This is a genomic window from Hujiaoplasma nucleasis (genome assembly GCF_013745115.1).
Lineage (GTDB): Bacteria > Bacillota_I > Bacilli_A > Izemoplasmatales > Hujiaoplasmataceae > Hujiaoplasma > Hujiaoplasma nucleasis.
In genome coordinates, this window is the sequence record NZ_CP051151.1 from 1770641 (window position 1) to 1788599 (window position 17959).

A 17959-nucleotide genomic window follows, 5' to 3' on the forward strand; every position below is an offset into this window, starting at 1 on the left:
TAAGCAAAGTATTTGAAATACCCTTAGGGGCATGTTAAAATATACAAGAATTTAAATCAAATTAGGAGGAAGACATTATGCCAGTACAAGTAACAGCTGACACATTTAAAAAAGAAGTATTAGAATCAGATATTCCAGTTATCGTTGATTTCTGGGCAACTTGGTGCAGACCTTGTTTAATGATTGCACCAATCTTAGAAGAAATCTCAGAGGAATTTGAAGGAAAAGTTAAAGTAGCTAAAATCAATGTTGATGAAGAAGGCTATTTAGCTAACCAATATAGAGTATCAAGCATACCAACATTATACTTATTTGAAAATGGGCAAGTTAAAAATCAAGTGATCGGATTAATGAGAAAAGAAGACTTAATTAAAAAATTAGGTATTTAAGAATGCATGATGTTATCGTGATAGGCGGGGGCCCAGCTGGTGCATCCGCCTCTATTTATTTACAAAGATCAAAATTAGATGTATTACTCATTATGAAAGACCATGGTACTTTAGAAAAAACAGGACATATCGATAATTACTGGGGTTTTTCTGATACTATGGACGGAAAAGAACTTGTTATCAAAGGATTAGAACAAGCCAAAAGATTAGGTGTACAAATAAAAGAAGAAGAAGTACTTGATATTGAAAAGGATTTGTTTGGCGAACATAAATTCACTGTCAAAACCGACAAAGAAACCTATGAAGGAAAAACTGTTCTTTTAGCTACAGGACAGTCCAAACCTAATTTACGTGTTAAAGGTTTTAAAGAATATACAGGTAAAGGTATATCTTTCTGTGCCATTTGTGATGGATTTATTTACCGCAATAAAAAAATAGGTGTGGTGGGTAATAAAAAGTTTATGTCTGAAGAATTAGAAACCTTATCAAATTTCACCAAGGATATTACTATATTTACAGATGCTAATGAGTTAACTGTAGATGTGGGTGATTATAAAGTCTGCCATGGAAAAATCACTGAAATAAAAGGTGATGAAGTCATAAATCAAGTCATTACAGAAAACAACACTTATGATGTTGATGCTTTATTTATAGCGATGGGAACCCCATCAGCCAATGATTTTGCATTAAGAATGGGTGCTATCATTGATAAAAATAACATTGTCGTTGATGATAAACACATGACAAATATTGAAGGCTTATTCGCTGCAGGTGATTGTATTGGTGGTTTATTGCAAATTGCTAAAGCAGTGAGTGATGGAGCACATGCGGCCTTAGCTATTAATAAGTATGTGAGAGCTTTATAGCATATTGGTAATTAAAAAGATAATATAATAATCAAGATGTGAGAATAACACATATAAATTCTATGTGTTTAATCATATCTTTTCTTTTTACTTATATTTATTTTTTTAAAAAATCGACTTTCAATGAGATATTAATTAATATAATAAGTCATTATTGATTTCTATCAGATTTTATATATCTAAACATATATGCTATAATAAATTTATTCATATTTTGTAAATATATAAGCATAAATTCAATGTTTTTTTTAAAGAAAGGATGAGTTCATATGGCTTTAGATGATAATAAAGGCACCACCTATAATCAAACAAGAATTTCAAATAGTGATCGTCATCACAGCACTCGATATAATGCTATAGATAAGGGACAAGATGAAGATCTTAAACGCTTCGAAGCAATGAATCGACGTAATTGGATTTCAGTCATTACATTTATTGGTATCATTGTCGCGATTATTTTATTCTTTATTATTAAATCTTTCTTATAGTTTAAAATTATCAGATATATTATATTCATAAGATTCTGTTTTTTTATCATTAACGATTTAAAATCACTATTTTTTAATGCTTTAATAAATTTTTTTCTTTTATGCGCTCATCAAAATCAATTCTTTGAAAACTAGGTAATTTTAATAAAACATAGAATCTTTTTGTCTTTATTTATTTGTTTATTTATAAGTTAAATAAGTTTTTTTAAGAAGAAGATTGTATTATTATCCTTTTCTTTTGTAACCTACTGTAAAATATCTGTATGACACATTCATAATCTTGATATATTAAAATATAAAACTTATACTATAATTGATTTTAAAGGGGAGTGAATAATATGAAAAAGAAAATATTATTAACATTATCTTTACTTATATTGATCTTTACCTTAGGTGCTTGTTCGAATTTGGATAGTGAATCTACGACATTATCTAATACCGAAGGAACAACTACAGAAGAAATGGCGATTATGACATCACAGACAGAGGAGACAACAGTTCATATTGAAAATCAGTGGAATGCATATTTTCCGACTTATGATAATTATGATCCGGAAATATTTGTATATGCAACAGTCTTTATTTGGTTTAATTATGATACCTCAGAAGCTGGAAGTACCATAGCTGAAAAAAAAGAATTTTATGAAACGAATAACCAAGAGTATTATGATGAGCTTGAATTAGAAAACCTTAGCCATGATGATTTATTCATTTCAATGTTTTCTACACTAGTTATGTTAACTTATCGAACCAAAGTAGCTTTGTTTAATGATTTTAGTGATTTACAAAATATCTATCAAACAGGAAAAACAAGTCAGCCTTTGATAGAATTAAATACTGTAATGAAATCATATTTTTTAACTTTAGAAGATACTATTGATGATCTTATTGAGTTGACTGATATGTATTTCAATACGGAGATTATTTTTGATTCTATATCAGTGACTCATGTTGATTTATTGACTGGTCATGGTGGGCAAAATAATGTGATTGTGATAGATAATTATGATGATTATTTATTATCTTTTCCAGAAGACAATTATGATTTAAGTGCATCATATTTTAATGATTACGATTTAGTGATTATGACATCTGAACAATCTAGTTCCGTTCATATACATGAAGCAACTGATGCATACTTTATCAATGAGAATACCTTGGAAATTGTCATATCTGCAACGTTATCCTTAATTACTACGACAGACTTGGTTTCAAGCACGATTGTGGTTTCATTAGAAAAAAATACGGTTGGGATCAATACCATTATTAAGCCTCGTTTTGATTTTTACTACCCGAATGGTGCTTACGCGGATAGACCATACCACAATACAATAGATTAAAGAACCATATTAAAAACTCATCGACTTAATATCGATGAGTTTTTTTCTGTAGGGAAAATAATTATATAAAGGTTACTTCTCTGTAACGCACTATCTAATAATTATCCAATTATTTTTTATTGCATGCTTCTCTAGTTCTTTATCAGGGTTAACCGCAAAAGCATTACCAACCATTTCTAATACAGGAATATCATATCCATTGTCAGCATAAGCTTTAGATGCTTTTAAGTCAGCTTGTGGGAAGTGCTTCAAAATCATCTCTCTTTTTTTGTCTTCAATAATAACTTCAATATCTTTTGAAGATAGAATTTCGCCATTTTTCATTGATTTGGAACCAATAATAGTATCAAATCCATCATTTTTAAATGCTTGTAAGATAATATCTAAATTTCCAGATAATAAAACAATATGAAAACCATTTTTTTTATCTTCTTGAATTTGAGTTTTGAGGGGGTGGAAAACAACTGATTGGATGTTATGATAATGATCAATTAAAAACTGATCTAATGATTCTCTAGATATAGACCTAAATAAGTCAGCTGTTTTTCTCATTGTATAAGGATTGATTCTTCTTTTATCCCAACCAAATATTTTTAGTTTATATAAGATATATCTCCATACAAAACCATACCAAATCTTTTTATACATGGCCTTATTTAATTTTTTCTTTTTCCATAACTTATAAAGTAAAGGTAAAGTTTGTTTTGAGACATAAGTGCCGTCAAAATCATAAATTGCTAGTTTCATGTAAACTCCTTTTTTGAATTATATCACAATAAATATAAAATATTCTATCTGAGAGCGAAATTTCTTTATGATTTTCAAATATATGGTATAGTGTAATGTATGCAATTTTTTGGAGGAACAAATTTTATGAGAAACAAATCAATCATCAATGTCGCTGTGGTAGCCCATGTCGATGCAGGTAAATCAACTTTAGTTGATGCCTTACTACAACAATCAGGAGTCTTTCATGATAAAGAAATCTTAATAGAACAAGTCATGGATTCCAATGATCTTGAAAGAGAAAGAGGAATTACAATCTATTCTAAAAATTGTGCAATTGAACACAAAGGCACAAAGATTAATATCGTTGATACTCCAGGACACGCTGATTTTTCAAGCGAAGTTGAGAGAATCATTAAGACTGTTGACACAGTCATCTTGCTTGTTGATTCATCTGAAGGACCTATGCCTCAAACAAGGGTGGTTTTACATAAAGCTTTAGAAAGAGGATTAAAACCGATAGTATTTATCAATAAAATTGATAAATCTGATCAAAGAGCCATAGAAGTTGTGGATGAATGTTTTGATTTGTTTTTAGATTTAGGGGCTAACCACGAACAATTAGATTTTCCAATAATTTATGGCCAAGCAAGAGATGGTATTGCTTTAGAAAATTTAGAAGATGAAGGTGAGAACTTAGAACCTTTATTTGATTTGCTATTAAAACACACTCAAGCTTATCCAGATAATTCTGACGAACCTCTACAATTACAAATATCATCATTGTCTTATGACGACTATTTAGGAAGATTAGGGATTGGAAGAATAACTAGAGGCACCTTAGAAACTAAGAAAAATTATGTTCTAATTAAAAGAAATGGCTCAGAAGAAAAAGTTAAAGTGAATCATATTTATGTGAACGAAGGACTAAGCAAAGTTGAAAAAGACAAAGCTTATTCAGGAGATATTGTAACCTTCAGTGGGATATCTCATATTTCTATTGGTGAAGTCATTTGTGATGAATCCATGGTTGAACCTATGGAGATGATTGATATAGAAAAACCTACATTATCTATGAACTTTTTAGTCAATGATGGTCCTTTTGTTGGACGAAGTGGTCATTTAGTAACAACCAGACAAATAAGAGATCGATTGATGAAAGAATTAGAAACCAACATTGGTTTAGAAGTGGAAGAAATCGATAATGGTTATAAGGTCAATGGAAGGGGAGAACTTCACTTATCTATTTTACTAGAAAATATGAGAAGAGAGGGCTTTGAACTTTGTGTGTCGAAACCTGAAGTATTGTATCAAGTAGATGATGAAGGTAATAAATTAGAGCCTTTTGAAAAAGTCATTGTATCATGTCCAGATGAATATAGTGGACAAGTGATTAGTGCACTCAATATGAAAAAAGGAACCATGCTTGCCATGGATAGTGAGACTGGTTATACTAAATTAGAATATCTTGTTCCAACAAGAGGATTAATAGGTTATCGAAGTGAATTTATCAACTCTACGAGAGGCATGGGAGTGATGGAAAAATCATTTGCTGGATATGATTTGTTTGCTGGACCTATTGAGCAAAGAAGAAATGGCGTTTTTATAGCAAAAGAAGCTGGAAAAACAATGGCATATTCCCTATTCAATCTATCTGAAAGAGGAAGAATGATGGTGGATCCGGCCACAGATGTATATGCAGGGATGATAGTTGGTTTAAATTCAAGAGATAATGACTTGGTGGTAAATCCATGTAAAAATAAAAATTTAACCAATGTGAGAGCTAGTGCATCAGATGAAGCCATTAAATTATTGGATCCTTTGAAGTTAACTATGGAAGAAGCCTTAGAATTTATTGGGCAAGATGAACTTGTAGAAATCACACCCGACGCTATTCGTTTAAGAAAAAAGGTCTTGGATGAAATTGAAAGAAAAAGATATAACAAACAAATGATGGACTAATACCAGACTTAATCTGGTATTTTTTTTAATTGTATTTACTATTCAAAGTGGATATAATGTAGTCATAGGAGGTTTTACATGATTTATACAAAAGACCTAAGTAAGTACTATAATAAAAAGTCTAGAGGCATTATTGATCTTTCCTTAGATATTAAAGAAGGAGAAATATTTGGGTTTATAGGTCCTAATGGAGCTGGGAAATCAACGACAGTTAGAACCTTACTTAATTTCATTTTTCCGACCTCTGGACAAGGTAAGATCATGGATTTAGATATTGTTAAGGATTCAGTTTTAATAAGGAAAAATGTTGGCTATGTACCTTCAGAAGTTCATTATTACAATGATATGATTGTTGAAGATTTTTTAAAATATTCTACAGATTATTATACAGATGATTATCAAGAAAGATTGTATGAATTGTCTGATAAACTTGAATTAGATTTGAAAAGAAAAATTGGGGATTTATCATTTGGTAATAAAAAGAAAGTAGCCATTGTTTTAGCCCTTGTATATCAACCAAAAATATTGATTTTTGATGAACCAACTTCAGGTTTAGATCCTTTGATACAATCCGTCTTTTTTGAATTGCTAAAGAAGGAAAAAGAAAGAGGAACTACCATCTTCTTTTCATCTCATGTCTTATCTGATGTTCAAAAGATATGTGATCGTGTTGGTATAATAAAAGAAGGTAGATTAATTAAAGTCGAAACAATAGATGATATTTTAAAAAACAAAGCTAAAAACGTAAGAATTCAATCAGATGATTTTAATTTAATCGAAGACGAACATGTTATTGATTTAAACATAGTGAATAATCGATATCATTTTACTTTTACTGGAAATATTTCAGATTTATTAAAGAAAATAGCTGACTATCATATTGAAGATATTTCTATTACTGAACCTACATTAGAAGAAATATTCATGCATTATTATGATATGGGTGATCAATCATGAAACATTACATAAAAAATGAGTTTATTAGACAATATAAATCTTTAATTTTATGGACTGCTATTGTATGTGGTTTATCCATATTAATGTTAAGTATGTATCCAGCTTTTAAAGATTCAATAGGACAAATGGAGTCAATGTTATCTGCTTTTCCTGATGGCTTTTTAGAAGTTTTTGGACTTGGGGAAGGCGGCTTAAATATTAGCGATGCTTATGGTTGGTATGGAATGGAAGGTTATTTGTTCGTGACATTAATCGGAGGTTCCTATGCTGCTTTATTGGGATCAACCATCTTATCAAGAGAAGAGGATGATCAAACCATTGAGTTTTTATTATCAAAACCTATTTCTAGAAATCAAATTCTCTTAGGGAAGGGTTTGGTTGTAGTCATTAACTTGATTTTGATGACCATGGTTTCATTTATAACATTGATCTTAACCTTTCTTATTATTGATGAAATTCGATTTACAACCATCCTTTTGTTAGTAATAGGCCCATTTTTATTACAGGTCATTTTTGCAAGTATATCCTTTGTTATTTCTATTTTTGTAACAAAATCAAGACAAGTGATGAGTATTTCTTTAGGTCTTGTTATTGGGTTGTTCTTTTTAGATGTTATTGCGACGCTAACAGATCAATTTGAATTTTTAAAATATTTTACACCTTATGAATATGTAAATGCTGTTGATATTATCAATAATCACGCCATCCATTGGATATATCTAATTATTTCTCTGGGTCTCATTATTTTAAGTGTTTTTTCATCTTGGTATTTTTACAATAAAAAAGATATCTTACTATAAAAAAAGAGCTATAAGATTTTTAAGTCTTATAGCTTTTATTTTGCTTATTTATGTAATAGTAAAATCATTTCTCTTAATAGTTTCGCTGCTACAGCAGTAGAAACATCTGTGGGATCAATTTTCGGAGCTAGTTCAACGATATCAGCCCCAACAACATGATTTAGTTTTTCAAATAACTTTGTTGCATGTAAAATTTCTTTAAATGATATACCACCTGGTTCTGGAGTGCCTGTTCCAGGCATAACTGATGGATCTAATACATCTAAATCGATGGTGATATATACTGGAGAATCTTTGATCTCATCAATAATTTTTTCTAAGGTGTCTATAGAAAATTTTTCCATATATGTATGACCGTCTTTTGCGAATTGGAATTCGTGTTTATATCCTGAACGTATACCGAATTGATAAATTCTATTATCACCTAAGATGTCATAGCATCTTTTAATCACGGTAGCGTGAGATAACTTCATGCCAAGAAATTCATCTCTTAGGTCTGTATGTGCATCTAAGTGAATAATTTTTAAGTCTGGATATACTTCATGATAGGCTTTAACCACTGGATAAGTCACTAAGTGTTCTCCACCAATCATCATTACTTTCTTATGATCTTTTAGTATATTTTTGCTTGTATTATAGATGGTATCTAGAGATGTTTTAACATCGCCCATAGGAATTTCTAAATCACCTATATCAGCTGTTTTGTAATCTTTTAAATCCATATCTTTATAGGGTGAATACCATTCAATACCTATAGACTCAACTCTAATGGCATTACCAGCAAATCTTGTGCCTGGCCTATAAGATGTGGTTGTATCTAGTGGTGCTGAGAATAGAACCACTGAACTTTCTTCATATTCTTTATCACAACTTTGAAATGATAAATCTACTTTATTATAATTCATTGTTTTCCTCACTATATTTTTCCCAATTTTCTTTATCAACGATGGTTATCATCGCATCTTCTAAGTCTGAATGTAATGCTTTACTTTTGTTTGAATAAAATTTAATGTCATCTATAACATCTTGAGTGATGACTTCACCAGGAATGACAATTGGAATTCCAGGTGGATAAATCATTACGGATTCGCCGGCAACTTCATTTACCGCATCATCCAATGAAACAATTAATTTTGGTGCGTGGTATGCATCTCTTGGTCGAGAATATGTTTCAGGAAACATATATTCAAATTCAACTTTAGGTAATTTATCTCTAAATTCATGATAGTATTCAGATAAACTTAAGAAACCTTTATAAAGTCTATCTAAGTCTTTTTTACTTGTTCCTATTGTGACTATGGCAAGAATAATATGAGATTCAGCTAATTCTAACTGAATATTATATTTTTCTTTCATCAACTGATATACTTCAAATCCAGATAATCCTAACTCAGATACTTTAATAATGATTTTTGTCTCATCAAAATCAAAACATCCTTTTTTCTTCATGTATTCTTTGTCTACAACAGTAATACCAGGAATATTTTTCATTCTCTCTCTTGTTTCATGAGCCATATCAAGAATTTTTCCTATTTTTTCTTCGCCCTTAAAATACATAGTTTTTCTAGCTACATCTATACTAGCCATTAAAAGAGAAGATGGAGATGTTGATTGCAACATATTCAATGTCGCTCTTAATTTTTGGTGATTAATACGTTTTCCTTGTGTTAATATCACTGAAGATTGAGTAAATGATCCTGCTGTCTTATGCATAGATGTGGCCGCGATATCTGCGCCAGCTTCCATGGCTGAAAGAGGCATTTTTTGTGAAAAATAAAACTGAGCACCATGAGCTTCATCTACCATTACAATGATGTCGTTCTCATGAGCTAAATCAGTTATTTTTTTTAAGTCAGAAATGACTCCAAAATAAGTAGGGTTAATCACAAAAACAGCAACAGCATCAGGATGATCTTTAATGGCTTTTTCCACTGATCCATAAGTAATATCATTAGCAATACCTAGATCTTGATCAATATTAGGTTTAATAAAAATAGGTACAGCACCTGATAATATTAAACCATTAATCACTGATTTATGAACGTTTCTAGGTAATATGATTTTATCATTTGCCTTACAAACTGACATAATCATAGCTAAAATACCAGTGGTAGTTCCATTGGTGAGAAAATATGATTTTTCAGCATGACAAGCATCCGCCATAAGATTTTCAGCATCTCTAATGACGCCTGTTGGTTTATTTAAATGATCTAATCCAATAGGTGAATTTGAATCCAGCAAATAGGTTCTTTTTCCTACATATCTAATAAGATCATTATCGATTTTACCAAGCTTATGACCTGGCACATCAAATGGAGCTACACGAGATTTACCGTATTCTTTTAGTTTTGTGAAAAATGGTGTTTTTACATGTTTGTTATTAATCATTGACATTCCCTTCTTTTTATTGTTTCAATAACAAAATAATAACATAAATTTGTTATTTTTCAATTAAAAAAGACTTTTGTATACTATAAAAATAAAAATTTTATGTTATTATTACTTTTTCGTATTCGGATTGCCTTTATTATTTAATTTATAATCAAAGATTATGATGAAAGGATACCTTGTTTATGTTAAAATAGTTTGGGGTGTGACTATGGAAAAATATAGAAAAAAACTAGATACTATTGATCAAAAAATGAAAGAGTTGTTTCTTGAAAGAATGGAAGTTGTTATAGAAATTGCGAAATATAAAAAGCAACATAATTTACCAGTAGAAGATCAATCAAGAGAAAATCAAATGTTCCAAGAATTATTTGTTAATGATCCAATTTTAAAAGATTTGTATACAAAATTTTTATTAGAAATTATTGCAGTGTCTAAGATATATCAAGAGACGCTGATGAAGGAGGAATAAATGAAATTTATAGATTTAAGAAGTGATACCGTTACAAGCCCAACAAACGAAATGCGTAAAGCTATGATGGAAGCCGCTGTAGGAGATGATGTTTTTAGTGATGATCCAACCATGAATGAGCTAGAAGCCTTAGTTGCTAAGACTTTAGGAAAAGAAGCGGGTGTTTTTATTCCCTCGGGCACTTTTTCAAATCAATTGGCTTTGTTTACTCATTGTCAACAAGGACAAGAAGTCATTGTAGATCAATTTGCACATATAGTTCAACATGAATCTGGAGCTTCACCTATATTATCTGGAGTCCAGTTATTCACTTTAGAAAGTGATTTGGGTATATGGGATTTAAATAAGTTAGATAAAATGATTAAGAAAAGAAGTATTTCATCGACAGAAACTAAATTAATATGTATCGAGAATGCTTATAATGGTAGAGCTTTACCTCTAGATTATTTTGAAAAAGTTAAAAATATAGCGGATAAACACCAAGTCAAAGTCCATCTAGATGGAGCAAGAATTTTTAATGCAGCCCTTGCTTTAGATGTTCAAGTTAAAGAAATTGCCAAGTACGCTGATACGGTTAGTGTTTGCCTTTCTAAAGGCTTATGTGCGCCAGTAGGTTCAGTATTGGTTGGACCTAAAGATTTTATTGATCAAGCGAGAATGAAAAGAAAAATCATGGGTGGTGGTATGAGGCAAGTTGGGATATTAGCAGCTGCAGGAATCATCGCAGTGGAAAAGATGTCAAAAAGACTTCATATAGATCATGAAAATGCTGCATACATGGAATCTTTATTAGAAGAAATTCCCCGTATAATCATTGATAAAAGACAAAGAGACATCAATATGGTTTTCTTTGATATTGAAGATAATAGAAAACATAATTTACAAGACTATATGTTTAAAAATGGCGTAAAAATATTAGAATATGAAAACGGATTTAGGTTTGTTGCTCATAAAGATATAGATAAAAAAGAAATCAAAATAGCTATAAATTTAGTAAAGGATTTTTTTCAATAACAAGTGTTATTGTTTCTTGAAAAAAGGCTTGGTTTGATATTTTGATTGTGTTATAATACTTTTGTTCATTATGAAAATAAATAAAATGGAGGATAGATAATGATTTTTCACAAAGCAAAAGGGTTACAAATTGATGGAAAAAAAGAACTTTGTAAGAAAAGTCCTTTAGTGGATTATTTGAATCCAAACACAGTTTATATCCCGTTGGTTCATAGAAATTTAAAGCTTGAACCTAAAGTCAATGTCGGAGACTTAGTAAAAATCGGTCAAGTTATAGCTGAAGTCACAGGCTACGGTTCTTTTATTTCACATGCATCTGTGAGTGGTGAAGTAAAATCGATAAAAAAAGTATGGCATGCTAGCGGTAAAATGGTAGATGCTATTGAAATTGAGAATGATCATAAAAATACTTTAGATGATCAAATTCAAGAAAGAAAAAATGTTAATGAATTAAGTAGAGAAGAATTGATTGACATCATGAAAAATGCTGGGTTAACCGGTTTAGGTGGGGCTGGATTTCCTACCTATATTAAATATCAAACCAAATCTAAGATTGATACAGTCATTATTAATGCTGTAGAATGCGAACCTTATTTAACATCGGATTATCAATTTATTATTAAATTCCCGGAAAAAATGTTAAAAGGTGCAACTTATATGATGAGAGCAGCAGAAGCTGATGAAGTCGTTGTTGCATACAAAGCCTATAATCAAAAAATTGAGGATGAATTAAATAAGTTAACAGATAAGTATCCTCATGTAAAATTATCACCAATGAAGGATGTATATCCTGCAGGTTGGGAAAAATATATAGTTGAACAAGTCACTGGAAAAACATATACTGGTTTACCTGCAGAAGCTGGAGTTATTATGAACAATGCAGCAACAGCTATAGTATTTGCTGATGCAGTTGAACAAAATATTCCATTAATTTCAAGACCTGTAAGTATTACTGGAGAAGGCATAAAAGAACCTAAAACTTTCTTAGTGCCTCTTGGAACTAAAGTAGCTGAACTTATTAATCAATGTGGCGGATACATTGATGGCTTAGATCCTTTACAAGCTAATTACATCGCGGGTGGACCTATGACAGGCCGTGCGATTTTTATTGATGACTTAATTGTTAATGATACTTTAGGTGCTGTAATTATTAAACCGTTTAAAACTTGGGATTATCCTGAGTGTTTGGGTTGTGGAAAATGTGCAGATGTTTGTCCTGTATATTTAACACCTACGGAAATTAAAAAAGCATTTGATAGAAAAGATGTGAAATTATTAGGATTATTAGATGCTAATAAATGTATTGAATGTGGATTATGCTCATATGTATGCCCATCTCACATTGAAATTACTGAAGCTGTTGGTAAGGGAAAAGACTTACTAAGGAAAGGAGCTAAATAATGGCAAGATTTGCTGGCGGAAAAGCCCCATTCTTAAGAATATCTGACCAAGGAAAAAACACCAATACCATCATGAGAGATTTCATGATTGCTCTATTGCCTGTAATATTGTTCTCTTGGTATAAGAATGGTATTCAAGTTTACATGGATGGAAATATCAATTTCTTTGAAATGCTATATCCATTATTATTAATCCTTTTAGGTGGATTTTTATCTGTTCTTATGGAAGCTATTTTCTTTTATATCACAGATAAAGAACATCGTTCTTTCTCAGATGTCAAAAAGAAATTAGGAACATCATATGCAGCTATACCTGGTTTAATATTAGGATTGTTATTACCGGTTTATACCCCAATATGGGTATTAATGGTTGCGGCATTTATGGCAACAATAGTAGGTAAAATGTTATTTGGTGGATTCGGTCATAATGTCTTTAATCCTGCATTGTTAGGGTATGCTGTAGTTGGATTTACATTATCAGGTTTTATAAATGATGCTGGTGGCGTTTTAAACGGATCTGAAGTATTTATTGATTCTTATGCTGGAGCAACTCCTCTTGGAGTTTTAGCACAATTTAGAAATAGTGGAAATCCATTCACTTATCAAGCGCTTGTTGAACCTTATGGTAATTTATGGAACTTCTTTATTGGCACCATACCTGGTGCTCTAGGTGAAACTTCTGCCTTAGCAATCTTACTTGGTGGCATTTACCTAGCAGTTCGTAAAATTATTAAATGGTATACACCTGTTGTTTATATCGGTACAGTATTTGTTTTATCTTGGTTTATTGGAATGATTGCTGGAGATGCTGGTTTATGGTTCCCAACATATTCAATTTTATCTGGTGGTGTATTCTTTGCGGCTGTCTTTATGATTACTGAGCCAGTCACCACACCTACCAATTCACTAGGTAAAATAATATTTGCATTATTCTTAGGGGTTCTAACAGTATTATTTAGATTTGTTGGTAACTTACCTGAAGGTGTTGGTACTTCATTAATATTAATGAATATATTCGCAATCCCAATTGATACATATTCTGCGATTATTAGAACTAAAGGGTTTAAGAAAACAACAATTCCTTATGCATCCGTTCTTGCAGGTATCTTATTAATACTATTAGTTTATACACTGATTGCTTCAAAGAATTTATACACAGCTTTATTACCAATCCTAAGTACATGGGGGGTAATGTAATATGAAACAATTTTTTAATAAAAACGGAATGGTCTTAACTTTATCAGCAATTTTACTTGTTATCTTTGTATTTGGTGGAATGTATTCAAGATACATGTCTACTCAATTAGATTCACATATTGAAGAATACGAACAAGAACAAGCTGAAAAAGAAGCTGAAGAAGCTTTAAGAAAATATCGTCAATCATTAATAGACTTAGTAGATAATGGCGTAGAGTTACAAGACTATACTTCAAGCCAAGTAGAACGATTATATGCCACACCTGAAACAGGCGTTGAATATCAACCACAACTAATAGAAGCTTATCAAGTTTTAAATGATAGTGATCAAGCCATTGCAGTTGTATATGTTATTGAAACCATTGGCCGTTCGGAAGGTGTTAGAGTCGCATACTCTATTTCACTTGAAACTGATCAAGTAACGGATATAGTTGTTGTTTCTCATAATGAAACTACTCAAGTAGAAAATGATTACTATAATTTATTGGATGAAAATTTCTTCAATCAATTTAATAACTTAGATTTTAATGTGGTTGAACTAGGTTTTGACTCAGTATCAGGTGCTACATCTTCATCAGAAGCATTTGAAACCGGTTTAAACTACGCTAGAGTTTTATATGCAAATGATTTTGACTTTGAAATTCCTCAACCAACAATTGAATTTGTATTCAATTCAATGGTGTTTAATTATGACTTATCTACAATTACAAGTTTTGAATTGGTTGCAGATGTTAGCTTTGATGGTGGAAATAAACAAGCTTTAATCGGATTCGATACTGCTTATAATTTTGTTCAAGTATTGCAAGGTGACACATTAACTGAAGATGAACAATTGGCTTTTGCATCTCAAGCTGAAGCAGCAAGTACAATTACTGAAATGGTAGAAGTTCTTGCTTATGATGATGATAACCAAGTTATTACGATAAAGGTCTTTGGCTTTAATAAAAATGGTATCACATTGGATGTTCAACTGAATGCATCTGGTACTTCAGTGACAAGTATTTCAATGGTTTCAACCAGTGAAAACTACGACTCTGAATATTATGGTGGTTATGATGGAGATCCTGCACCCGCAGTAGAAGATGCATATATTAATGAGTTTAATACGAATGGAACTGTTTTAGATGCTGTAGCTGGAGCAACAAGAACTTCTGAAGCTATGACGGCTGCTGTTGAGTGGGCTAAAAACTTTGGTGCTTCAAGCGGTGTAGTTGATGTTAGTGTAGATGCTTTTGATTTTAACTATGATTTAACAACACTTGTAGATTATCCATTTGTAGCTGATATCACTTTTGATTCAGATAAACAAGCAACTATTTTAGTAGGTGCTGATTATAATTATGGCGGTTTAGTATCTGGTATTGAACCTGGTCAAGATGTTATTAATGCTTTAACTGATCCACTAGAAGCTGCTAACTCAATTGATGATATGGTCGATATTATTTCTTATGATTCTACAAATCATACAATTGAGATCCTTGTTTTTGGTTTTAATAGAGACGGTATAACCTTATTAGCACAACTAAACAACGATGAATCACTTGTTGAATCTGTATCTATAGTTACAACTAAAGAAAATTATGATTCTGAGTACTATGGTGGTTATGATGGCGATCCTGCTCCTGCAGTGGAAAACGGATTTATCAATCAATATAATACTGATGGTACAATTATTGATGGAGTAGCTGGCGCAACTAGAACTTCAAATGCCATGACAGCTGCTTTAGAATGGTTAAATACATTCATGAATGGAGGTAACTAAGATGAATAAAGGTTTAATTTCAGGATTAGTTTTACTGACATTAGGATTAGTTTGTGGATTATTATTGGCTGTTGTCAATGGATTCACTGAAGAAAGAATTGAACAAGAAGAACTAAGATTAAAATTTGAAGCTATTGAAGAGTTTTATACTATCAGTGAATATACTTTAGATTTAGTAGAACTCGGTGGTGGAGAAAGTATTTATGTTTTAAGAAAAGCTGATGTGATCGAACATTTAGTGTATTCTTTGAAAGCACAAGGTTATGGTGATGAAGTTGAAATGTTGGTGGCAGTTAATAGTGACCTATCTATTGAAGGTTATACCGTCACATATCAAAATGAATCGCCTGGTATTGGAACGAAAATTGTTGGTAACGATTTTAATTATTCACAAGCAACTGACTTATCAACATTTGATTCTATCTCTGGAGCAACTGTTTCTTCAACCGCTGTAAAGACAATTTTTACTGAAGTTGCTGATAGGGTAGAAGCTGACTTTGGAGGTGCTTTAAATGAATAAAAGTGAAAATTTCTTAAAAGGTTTATTCAAAGAAAATCCATTATTTGTTGGGTTATTAGGAATGTGTCCATCACTTGCAGTGACAACATCAGTTGAAAATGCATTAGGGATGACCATCGCAGTTGTCTTTGTTTTAGTATTATCAAATTTATTGATTTCTTTAATAATGAGTAATAAAAAATTAGCTGAGCTTGTCAAACCAGTTAGAATTCCAGTTTACATTGTTGTTATCGCAACACTAGTTACTGTAGTTGAAATGTTAATGCATGCTTATTTAATTAGTTTGTATAAATCATTAGGTATTTTTATTCCTTTAATCGTTGTAAACTGTATTATCTTGGGTAGAGCAGAAGCCTTTGCTTCAGAAAACAAACCTATGGATTCTATGATTGATGGATTGGGAATGGCTTTAGGATTTGGTTTGGCTATTTTTACAGTAAGTATTTTTAGAGAGTTCTTAGGTACTGGCTTATTAACTATTTGGGGAGATTTACAAATTAACTTAAATTTCATATTTGATTTCTTGAGAATCAGCCCAATTGGCATGTTTACTCAACCTGCCGGCGCCTTTATTACTTTAGGATTTATCCTTGCAACGTTAGCTGCTGTTCAAGCAAGCAAACAAGCAAAAAACCAAGCAAAGGAAGTGAAAGCAAATGTCTAATCTAATAGCACTAGCCTTTTCAGCCTTTATTTTACAAAACATAATTTTAACTCAATTTTTAGGAATATGTCCTTTCATTGGAGTATCTACTAAAAGAAGTTCTGCATTAGGAATGGGCATGGCTGTTATTTTTGTTATGTTGATTTCTTCAACAGTCACTTGGTTCTTATATCACCAAGTATTAGTTAATTTAGAAATGACATATATGAGAACCATTGTCTTTATCTTAGTTATTGCTGCTTTAGTACAAATGGTTGAAACTTTCTTGAAGAAAGTCTCACCAGCCCTATACAAAGCCCTAGGTATTTATTTGCCTTTAATTACGACAAATTGTGCAGTTTTAGGGGTTGCAGTATTAAATATTACAAATGAACATGGTTTTGTTGAAATGTTAGTTTATACAGCCTTTATTGGTATTGGATTCTTATTTGTAATGTATATATTCTCAATGATTAGAGAAAAATTAGATTTTGCGCCTGTTCCAAAAGCCTTTAAAGGTACACCAATTGCATTGATTGTTGCTGCGATTTTAGCGATCATCTTTACTAGATTTGGAGGGCTAATCGAATGGCTTTTATAATGGATATTTTAGTGCCTGCAGCTATACTTGCAGGACTTGGATTTATCTTAGGTTTATTAATTAATGTAGTATCAAAAGTATTCTATGTAGAAGAAGATCCTGCCATTGATGAAGTGGTGGAATTACTTCCAAGATATAATTGTGGTGCTTGTGGGCATCCTGGTTGTAAAGAAATGGCAATTTCATTATTAAATAAAGAAAGTGATGTCATGGCATGTAAACCTATTAAGAAGGATGCTGCTGAAGATTTAAAAAAATATCTAAAAGAGCATTTTGCAAATAAATAATATTTTTAAACTGTAAACAATAACAATGTTTACAGTTTTTTTTGCTAAAAATAGGGCTTATTATCCTAATAATGAATAGATAAAATAATTGTAAAAACTGAACGATTGTTCTTGCAAAAACATAACGAATGTGTTATATTTTTATTG

The 17959-nt window shown here is 31.2% G+C and carries 19 protein-coding genes; 16 read left to right on the forward strand and 3 right to left on the reverse strand.

What is annotated here, in order from left to right; all coding sequences use genetic code 11:
* The first annotated feature begins 77 nt into the window (after window positions 1-77).
* The 4 genes from trxA to HF295_RS08540 all read left to right on the forward strand — a co-directional run bounded on the left by trxA (window position 78) and on the right by HF295_RS08540 (window position 3083).
* Window positions 78-389 (forward strand): thioredoxin, encoded by a 312-nt coding sequence (gene trxA / locus HF295_RS08525; RefSeq protein ID WP_312031755.1) that lies wholly within the window; start codon window positions 78-80, stop codon window positions 387-389.
* 2 nt (window positions 390-391) lie between these two features.
* The gene (locus HF295_RS08530) at window positions 392-1255 is read left to right on the forward strand and encodes an NAD(P)/FAD-dependent oxidoreductase (RefSeq protein WP_312031756.1); all 864 of its coding nucleotides are present in this window, start codon (window positions 392-394) and stop codon (window positions 1253-1255) included.
* A 269-nt stretch (window positions 1256-1524) separates the two neighbouring features.
* The gene (locus HF295_RS08535; protein ID WP_312031757.1) at window positions 1525-1743 is read left to right on the forward strand and encodes a hypothetical protein; all 219 of its coding nucleotides are present in this window, start codon (window positions 1525-1527) and stop codon (window positions 1741-1743) included.
* 338 nt (window positions 1744-2081) lie between these two features.
* Window positions 2082-3083 carry a hypothetical protein gene (locus HF295_RS08540; RefSeq protein ID WP_312031758.1) on the forward strand — a complete coding sequence of 334 codons (1002 nt, stop codon included), beginning with the start codon at window positions 2082-2084 and terminating at the stop codon, window positions 3081-3083.
* A gap of 90 nt (window positions 3084-3173) precedes the next feature.
* On the opposite strand, the gene HF295_RS08545 is transcribed toward HF295_RS08540, so the two are convergent.
* On the reverse strand, window positions 3174-3830 hold the full coding sequence (locus HF295_RS08545) for an HAD family hydrolase (RefSeq protein ID WP_312031759.1): 657 nt from the start codon (window positions 3828-3830) through the stop codon (window positions 3174-3176).
* A gap of 126 nt (window positions 3831-3956) precedes the next feature.
* On the opposite strand from HF295_RS08545, the gene typA reads away from it, so the two are divergent.
* The 3 genes from typA (at window position 3957) to HF295_RS08560 (ending at window position 7528) form a co-directional block, all read left to right on the forward strand.
* Window positions 3957-5771, forward strand: a complete 1815-nt coding sequence (gene typA, locus HF295_RS08550) for a translational GTPase TypA (protein WP_312031760.1) — start codon at window positions 3957-3959, stop codon at window positions 5769-5771.
* Between the two features lie 78 nt (window positions 5772-5849).
* A complete protein-coding gene (locus tag HF295_RS08555; protein ID WP_312031761.1) occupies window positions 5850-6728 on the forward strand; it encodes an ABC transporter ATP-binding protein in 879 nt (292 codons plus the stop codon).
* Window positions 6725-7528 (forward strand): ABC transporter permease subunit, encoded by an 804-nt coding sequence (locus HF295_RS08560; RefSeq protein ID WP_312031762.1) that lies wholly within the window; start codon window positions 6725-6727, stop codon window positions 7526-7528. Before HF295_RS08555 ends, HF295_RS08560 begins: the two co-directional genes overlap by 4 nt.
* 44 nt (window positions 7529-7572) lie before the next feature.
* On the opposite strand, the gene speB is transcribed toward HF295_RS08560, so the two are convergent.
* Together speB and HF295_RS08570 are read right to left on the reverse strand one after the other, a co-directional pair.
* Window positions 7573-8433 (reverse strand): agmatinase, encoded by an 861-nt coding sequence (gene speB / locus HF295_RS08565; RefSeq protein WP_312031763.1) that lies wholly within the window; start codon window positions 8431-8433, stop codon window positions 7573-7575.
* Window positions 8423-9916 (reverse strand): aminotransferase class I/II-fold pyridoxal phosphate-dependent enzyme, encoded by a 1494-nt coding sequence (locus tag HF295_RS08570; protein ID WP_312031764.1) that lies wholly within the window; start codon window positions 9914-9916, stop codon window positions 8423-8425. Before HF295_RS08570 ends, speB begins: the two co-directional genes overlap by 11 nt.
* A gap of 211 nt (window positions 9917-10127) precedes the next feature.
* Here HF295_RS08570 and HF295_RS08575 point away from each other — a divergent pair, with 211 nt between their 5' ends.
* From HF295_RS08575 to HF295_RS08615, 9 genes are all read left to right on the forward strand, one after another.
* Complete coding sequence (locus tag HF295_RS08575) at window positions 10128-10388, forward strand: chorismate mutase (RefSeq protein WP_312031765.1); 261 nt, start codon at window positions 10128-10130, stop codon at window positions 10386-10388.
* The gene (gene ltaE / locus HF295_RS08580) at window positions 10389-11402 is read left to right on the forward strand and encodes a low-specificity L-threonine aldolase (protein WP_312031766.1); all 1014 of its coding nucleotides are present in this window, start codon (window positions 10389-10391) and stop codon (window positions 11400-11402) included.
* Between the two features lie 99 nt (window positions 11403-11501).
* Entirely contained in the window at window positions 11502-12803 is a 1302-nt protein-coding gene (locus HF295_RS08585; protein ID WP_312031767.1) for an RnfC family protein, read from the forward strand.
* Window positions 12803-13999 (forward strand): RnfABCDGE type electron transport complex subunit D, encoded by a 1197-nt coding sequence (locus HF295_RS08590; RefSeq protein ID WP_312031768.1) that lies wholly within the window; start codon window positions 12803-12805, stop codon window positions 13997-13999. The genes HF295_RS08585 and HF295_RS08590 overlap by 1 nt, the downstream gene beginning before the upstream one ends.
* A 1-nt stretch (window position 14000) precedes the next feature.
* Window positions 14001-15761: an FMN-binding protein gene (locus HF295_RS08595; protein ID WP_312031769.1), complete on the forward strand. Its 1761-nt coding sequence runs from the start codon at window positions 14001-14003 to the stop codon at window positions 15759-15761.
* 1 nt (window position 15762) lies between these two features.
* Entirely contained in the window at window positions 15763-16281 is a 519-nt protein-coding gene (locus HF295_RS08600; RefSeq protein ID WP_312031770.1) for an RnfABCDGE type electron transport complex subunit G, read from the forward strand.
* Window positions 16274-16945, forward strand: a complete 672-nt coding sequence (rsxE, locus tag HF295_RS08605) for an electron transport complex subunit RsxE (protein WP_312031771.1) — start codon at window positions 16274-16276, stop codon at window positions 16943-16945. Before HF295_RS08600 ends, rsxE begins: the two co-directional genes overlap by 8 nt.
* A complete protein-coding gene (locus tag HF295_RS08610) occupies window positions 16938-17525 on the forward strand; it encodes an electron transport complex protein RnfA (protein WP_312031772.1) in 588 nt (195 codons plus the stop codon). Before rsxE ends, HF295_RS08610 begins: the two co-directional genes overlap by 8 nt.
* Complete coding sequence (locus tag HF295_RS08615) at window positions 17513-17812, forward strand: (Fe-S)-binding protein (RefSeq protein WP_312031773.1); 300 nt, start codon at window positions 17513-17515, stop codon at window positions 17810-17812. Before HF295_RS08610 ends, HF295_RS08615 begins: the two co-directional genes overlap by 13 nt.
* Window positions 17813-17959: the final 147 nt, after the last annotated feature.

Bases quoted from the DNA above. Each gene is read 5' to 3' on its own strand.
- HF295_RS08530 (WP_312031756.1), top strand. From the start codon at position 392: ATGCATGATGTTATCGTGATAGGCGGGGGCCCAGCTGGTGCATCCGCC.
- HF295_RS08540 (WP_312031758.1), top strand. From the start codon at position 2,082: ATGAAAAAGAAAATATTATTAACATTATCTTTACTTATATTGATCTTT.
- HF295_RS08595 (WP_312031769.1), top strand. From the start codon at position 14,001: ATGAAACAATTTTTTAATAAAAACGGAATGGTCTTAACTTTATCAGCA.
- HF295_RS08535 (WP_312031757.1), top strand. From the start codon at position 1,525: ATGGCTTTAGATGATAATAAAGGCACCACCTATAATCAAACAAGAATT.
- speB (WP_312031763.1), bottom strand. From the start codon at position 8,433: ATGAATTATAATAAAGTAGATTTATCATTTCAAAGTTGTGATAAAGAA.
- HF295_RS08560 (WP_312031762.1), top strand. From the start codon at position 6,725: ATGAAACATTACATAAAAAATGAGTTTATTAGACAATATAAATCTTTA.
- HF295_RS08555 (WP_312031761.1), top strand. From the start codon at position 5,850: ATGATTTATACAAAAGACCTAAGTAAGTACTATAATAAAAAGTCTAGA.
- HF295_RS08545 (WP_312031759.1), bottom strand. From the start codon at position 3,830: ATGAAACTAGCAATTTATGATTTTGACGGCACTTATGTCTCAAAACAA.
- typA (WP_312031760.1), top strand. From the start codon at position 3,957: ATGAGAAACAAATCAATCATCAATGTCGCTGTGGTAGCCCATGTCGAT.
- HF295_RS08575 (WP_312031765.1), top strand. From the start codon at position 10,128: ATGGAAAAATATAGAAAAAAACTAGATACTATTGATCAAAAAATGAAA.
- HF295_RS08570 (WP_312031764.1), bottom strand. From the start codon at position 9,916: ATGATTAATAACAAACATGTAAAAACACCATTTTTCACAAAACTAAAA.
- ltaE (WP_312031766.1), top strand. From the start codon at position 10,389: ATGAAATTTATAGATTTAAGAAGTGATACCGTTACAAGCCCAACAAAC.
- HF295_RS08600 (WP_312031770.1), top strand. From the start codon at position 15,763: ATGAATAAAGGTTTAATTTCAGGATTAGTTTTACTGACATTAGGATTA.
- HF295_RS08590 (WP_312031768.1), top strand. From the start codon at position 12,803: ATGGCAAGATTTGCTGGCGGAAAAGCCCCATTCTTAAGAATATCTGAC.
- HF295_RS08610 (WP_312031772.1), top strand. From the start codon at position 16,938: ATGTCTAATCTAATAGCACTAGCCTTTTCAGCCTTTATTTTACAAAAC.
- HF295_RS08585 (WP_312031767.1), top strand. From the start codon at position 11,502: ATGATTTTTCACAAAGCAAAAGGGTTACAAATTGATGGAAAAAAAGAA.
- HF295_RS08615 (WP_312031773.1), top strand. From the start codon at position 17,513: ATGGCTTTTATAATGGATATTTTAGTGCCTGCAGCTATACTTGCAGGA.
- rsxE (WP_312031771.1), top strand. From the start codon at position 16,274: ATGAATAAAAGTGAAAATTTCTTAAAAGGTTTATTCAAAGAAAATCCA.
- trxA (WP_312031755.1), top strand. From the start codon at position 78: ATGCCAGTACAAGTAACAGCTGACACATTTAAAAAAGAAGTATTAGAA.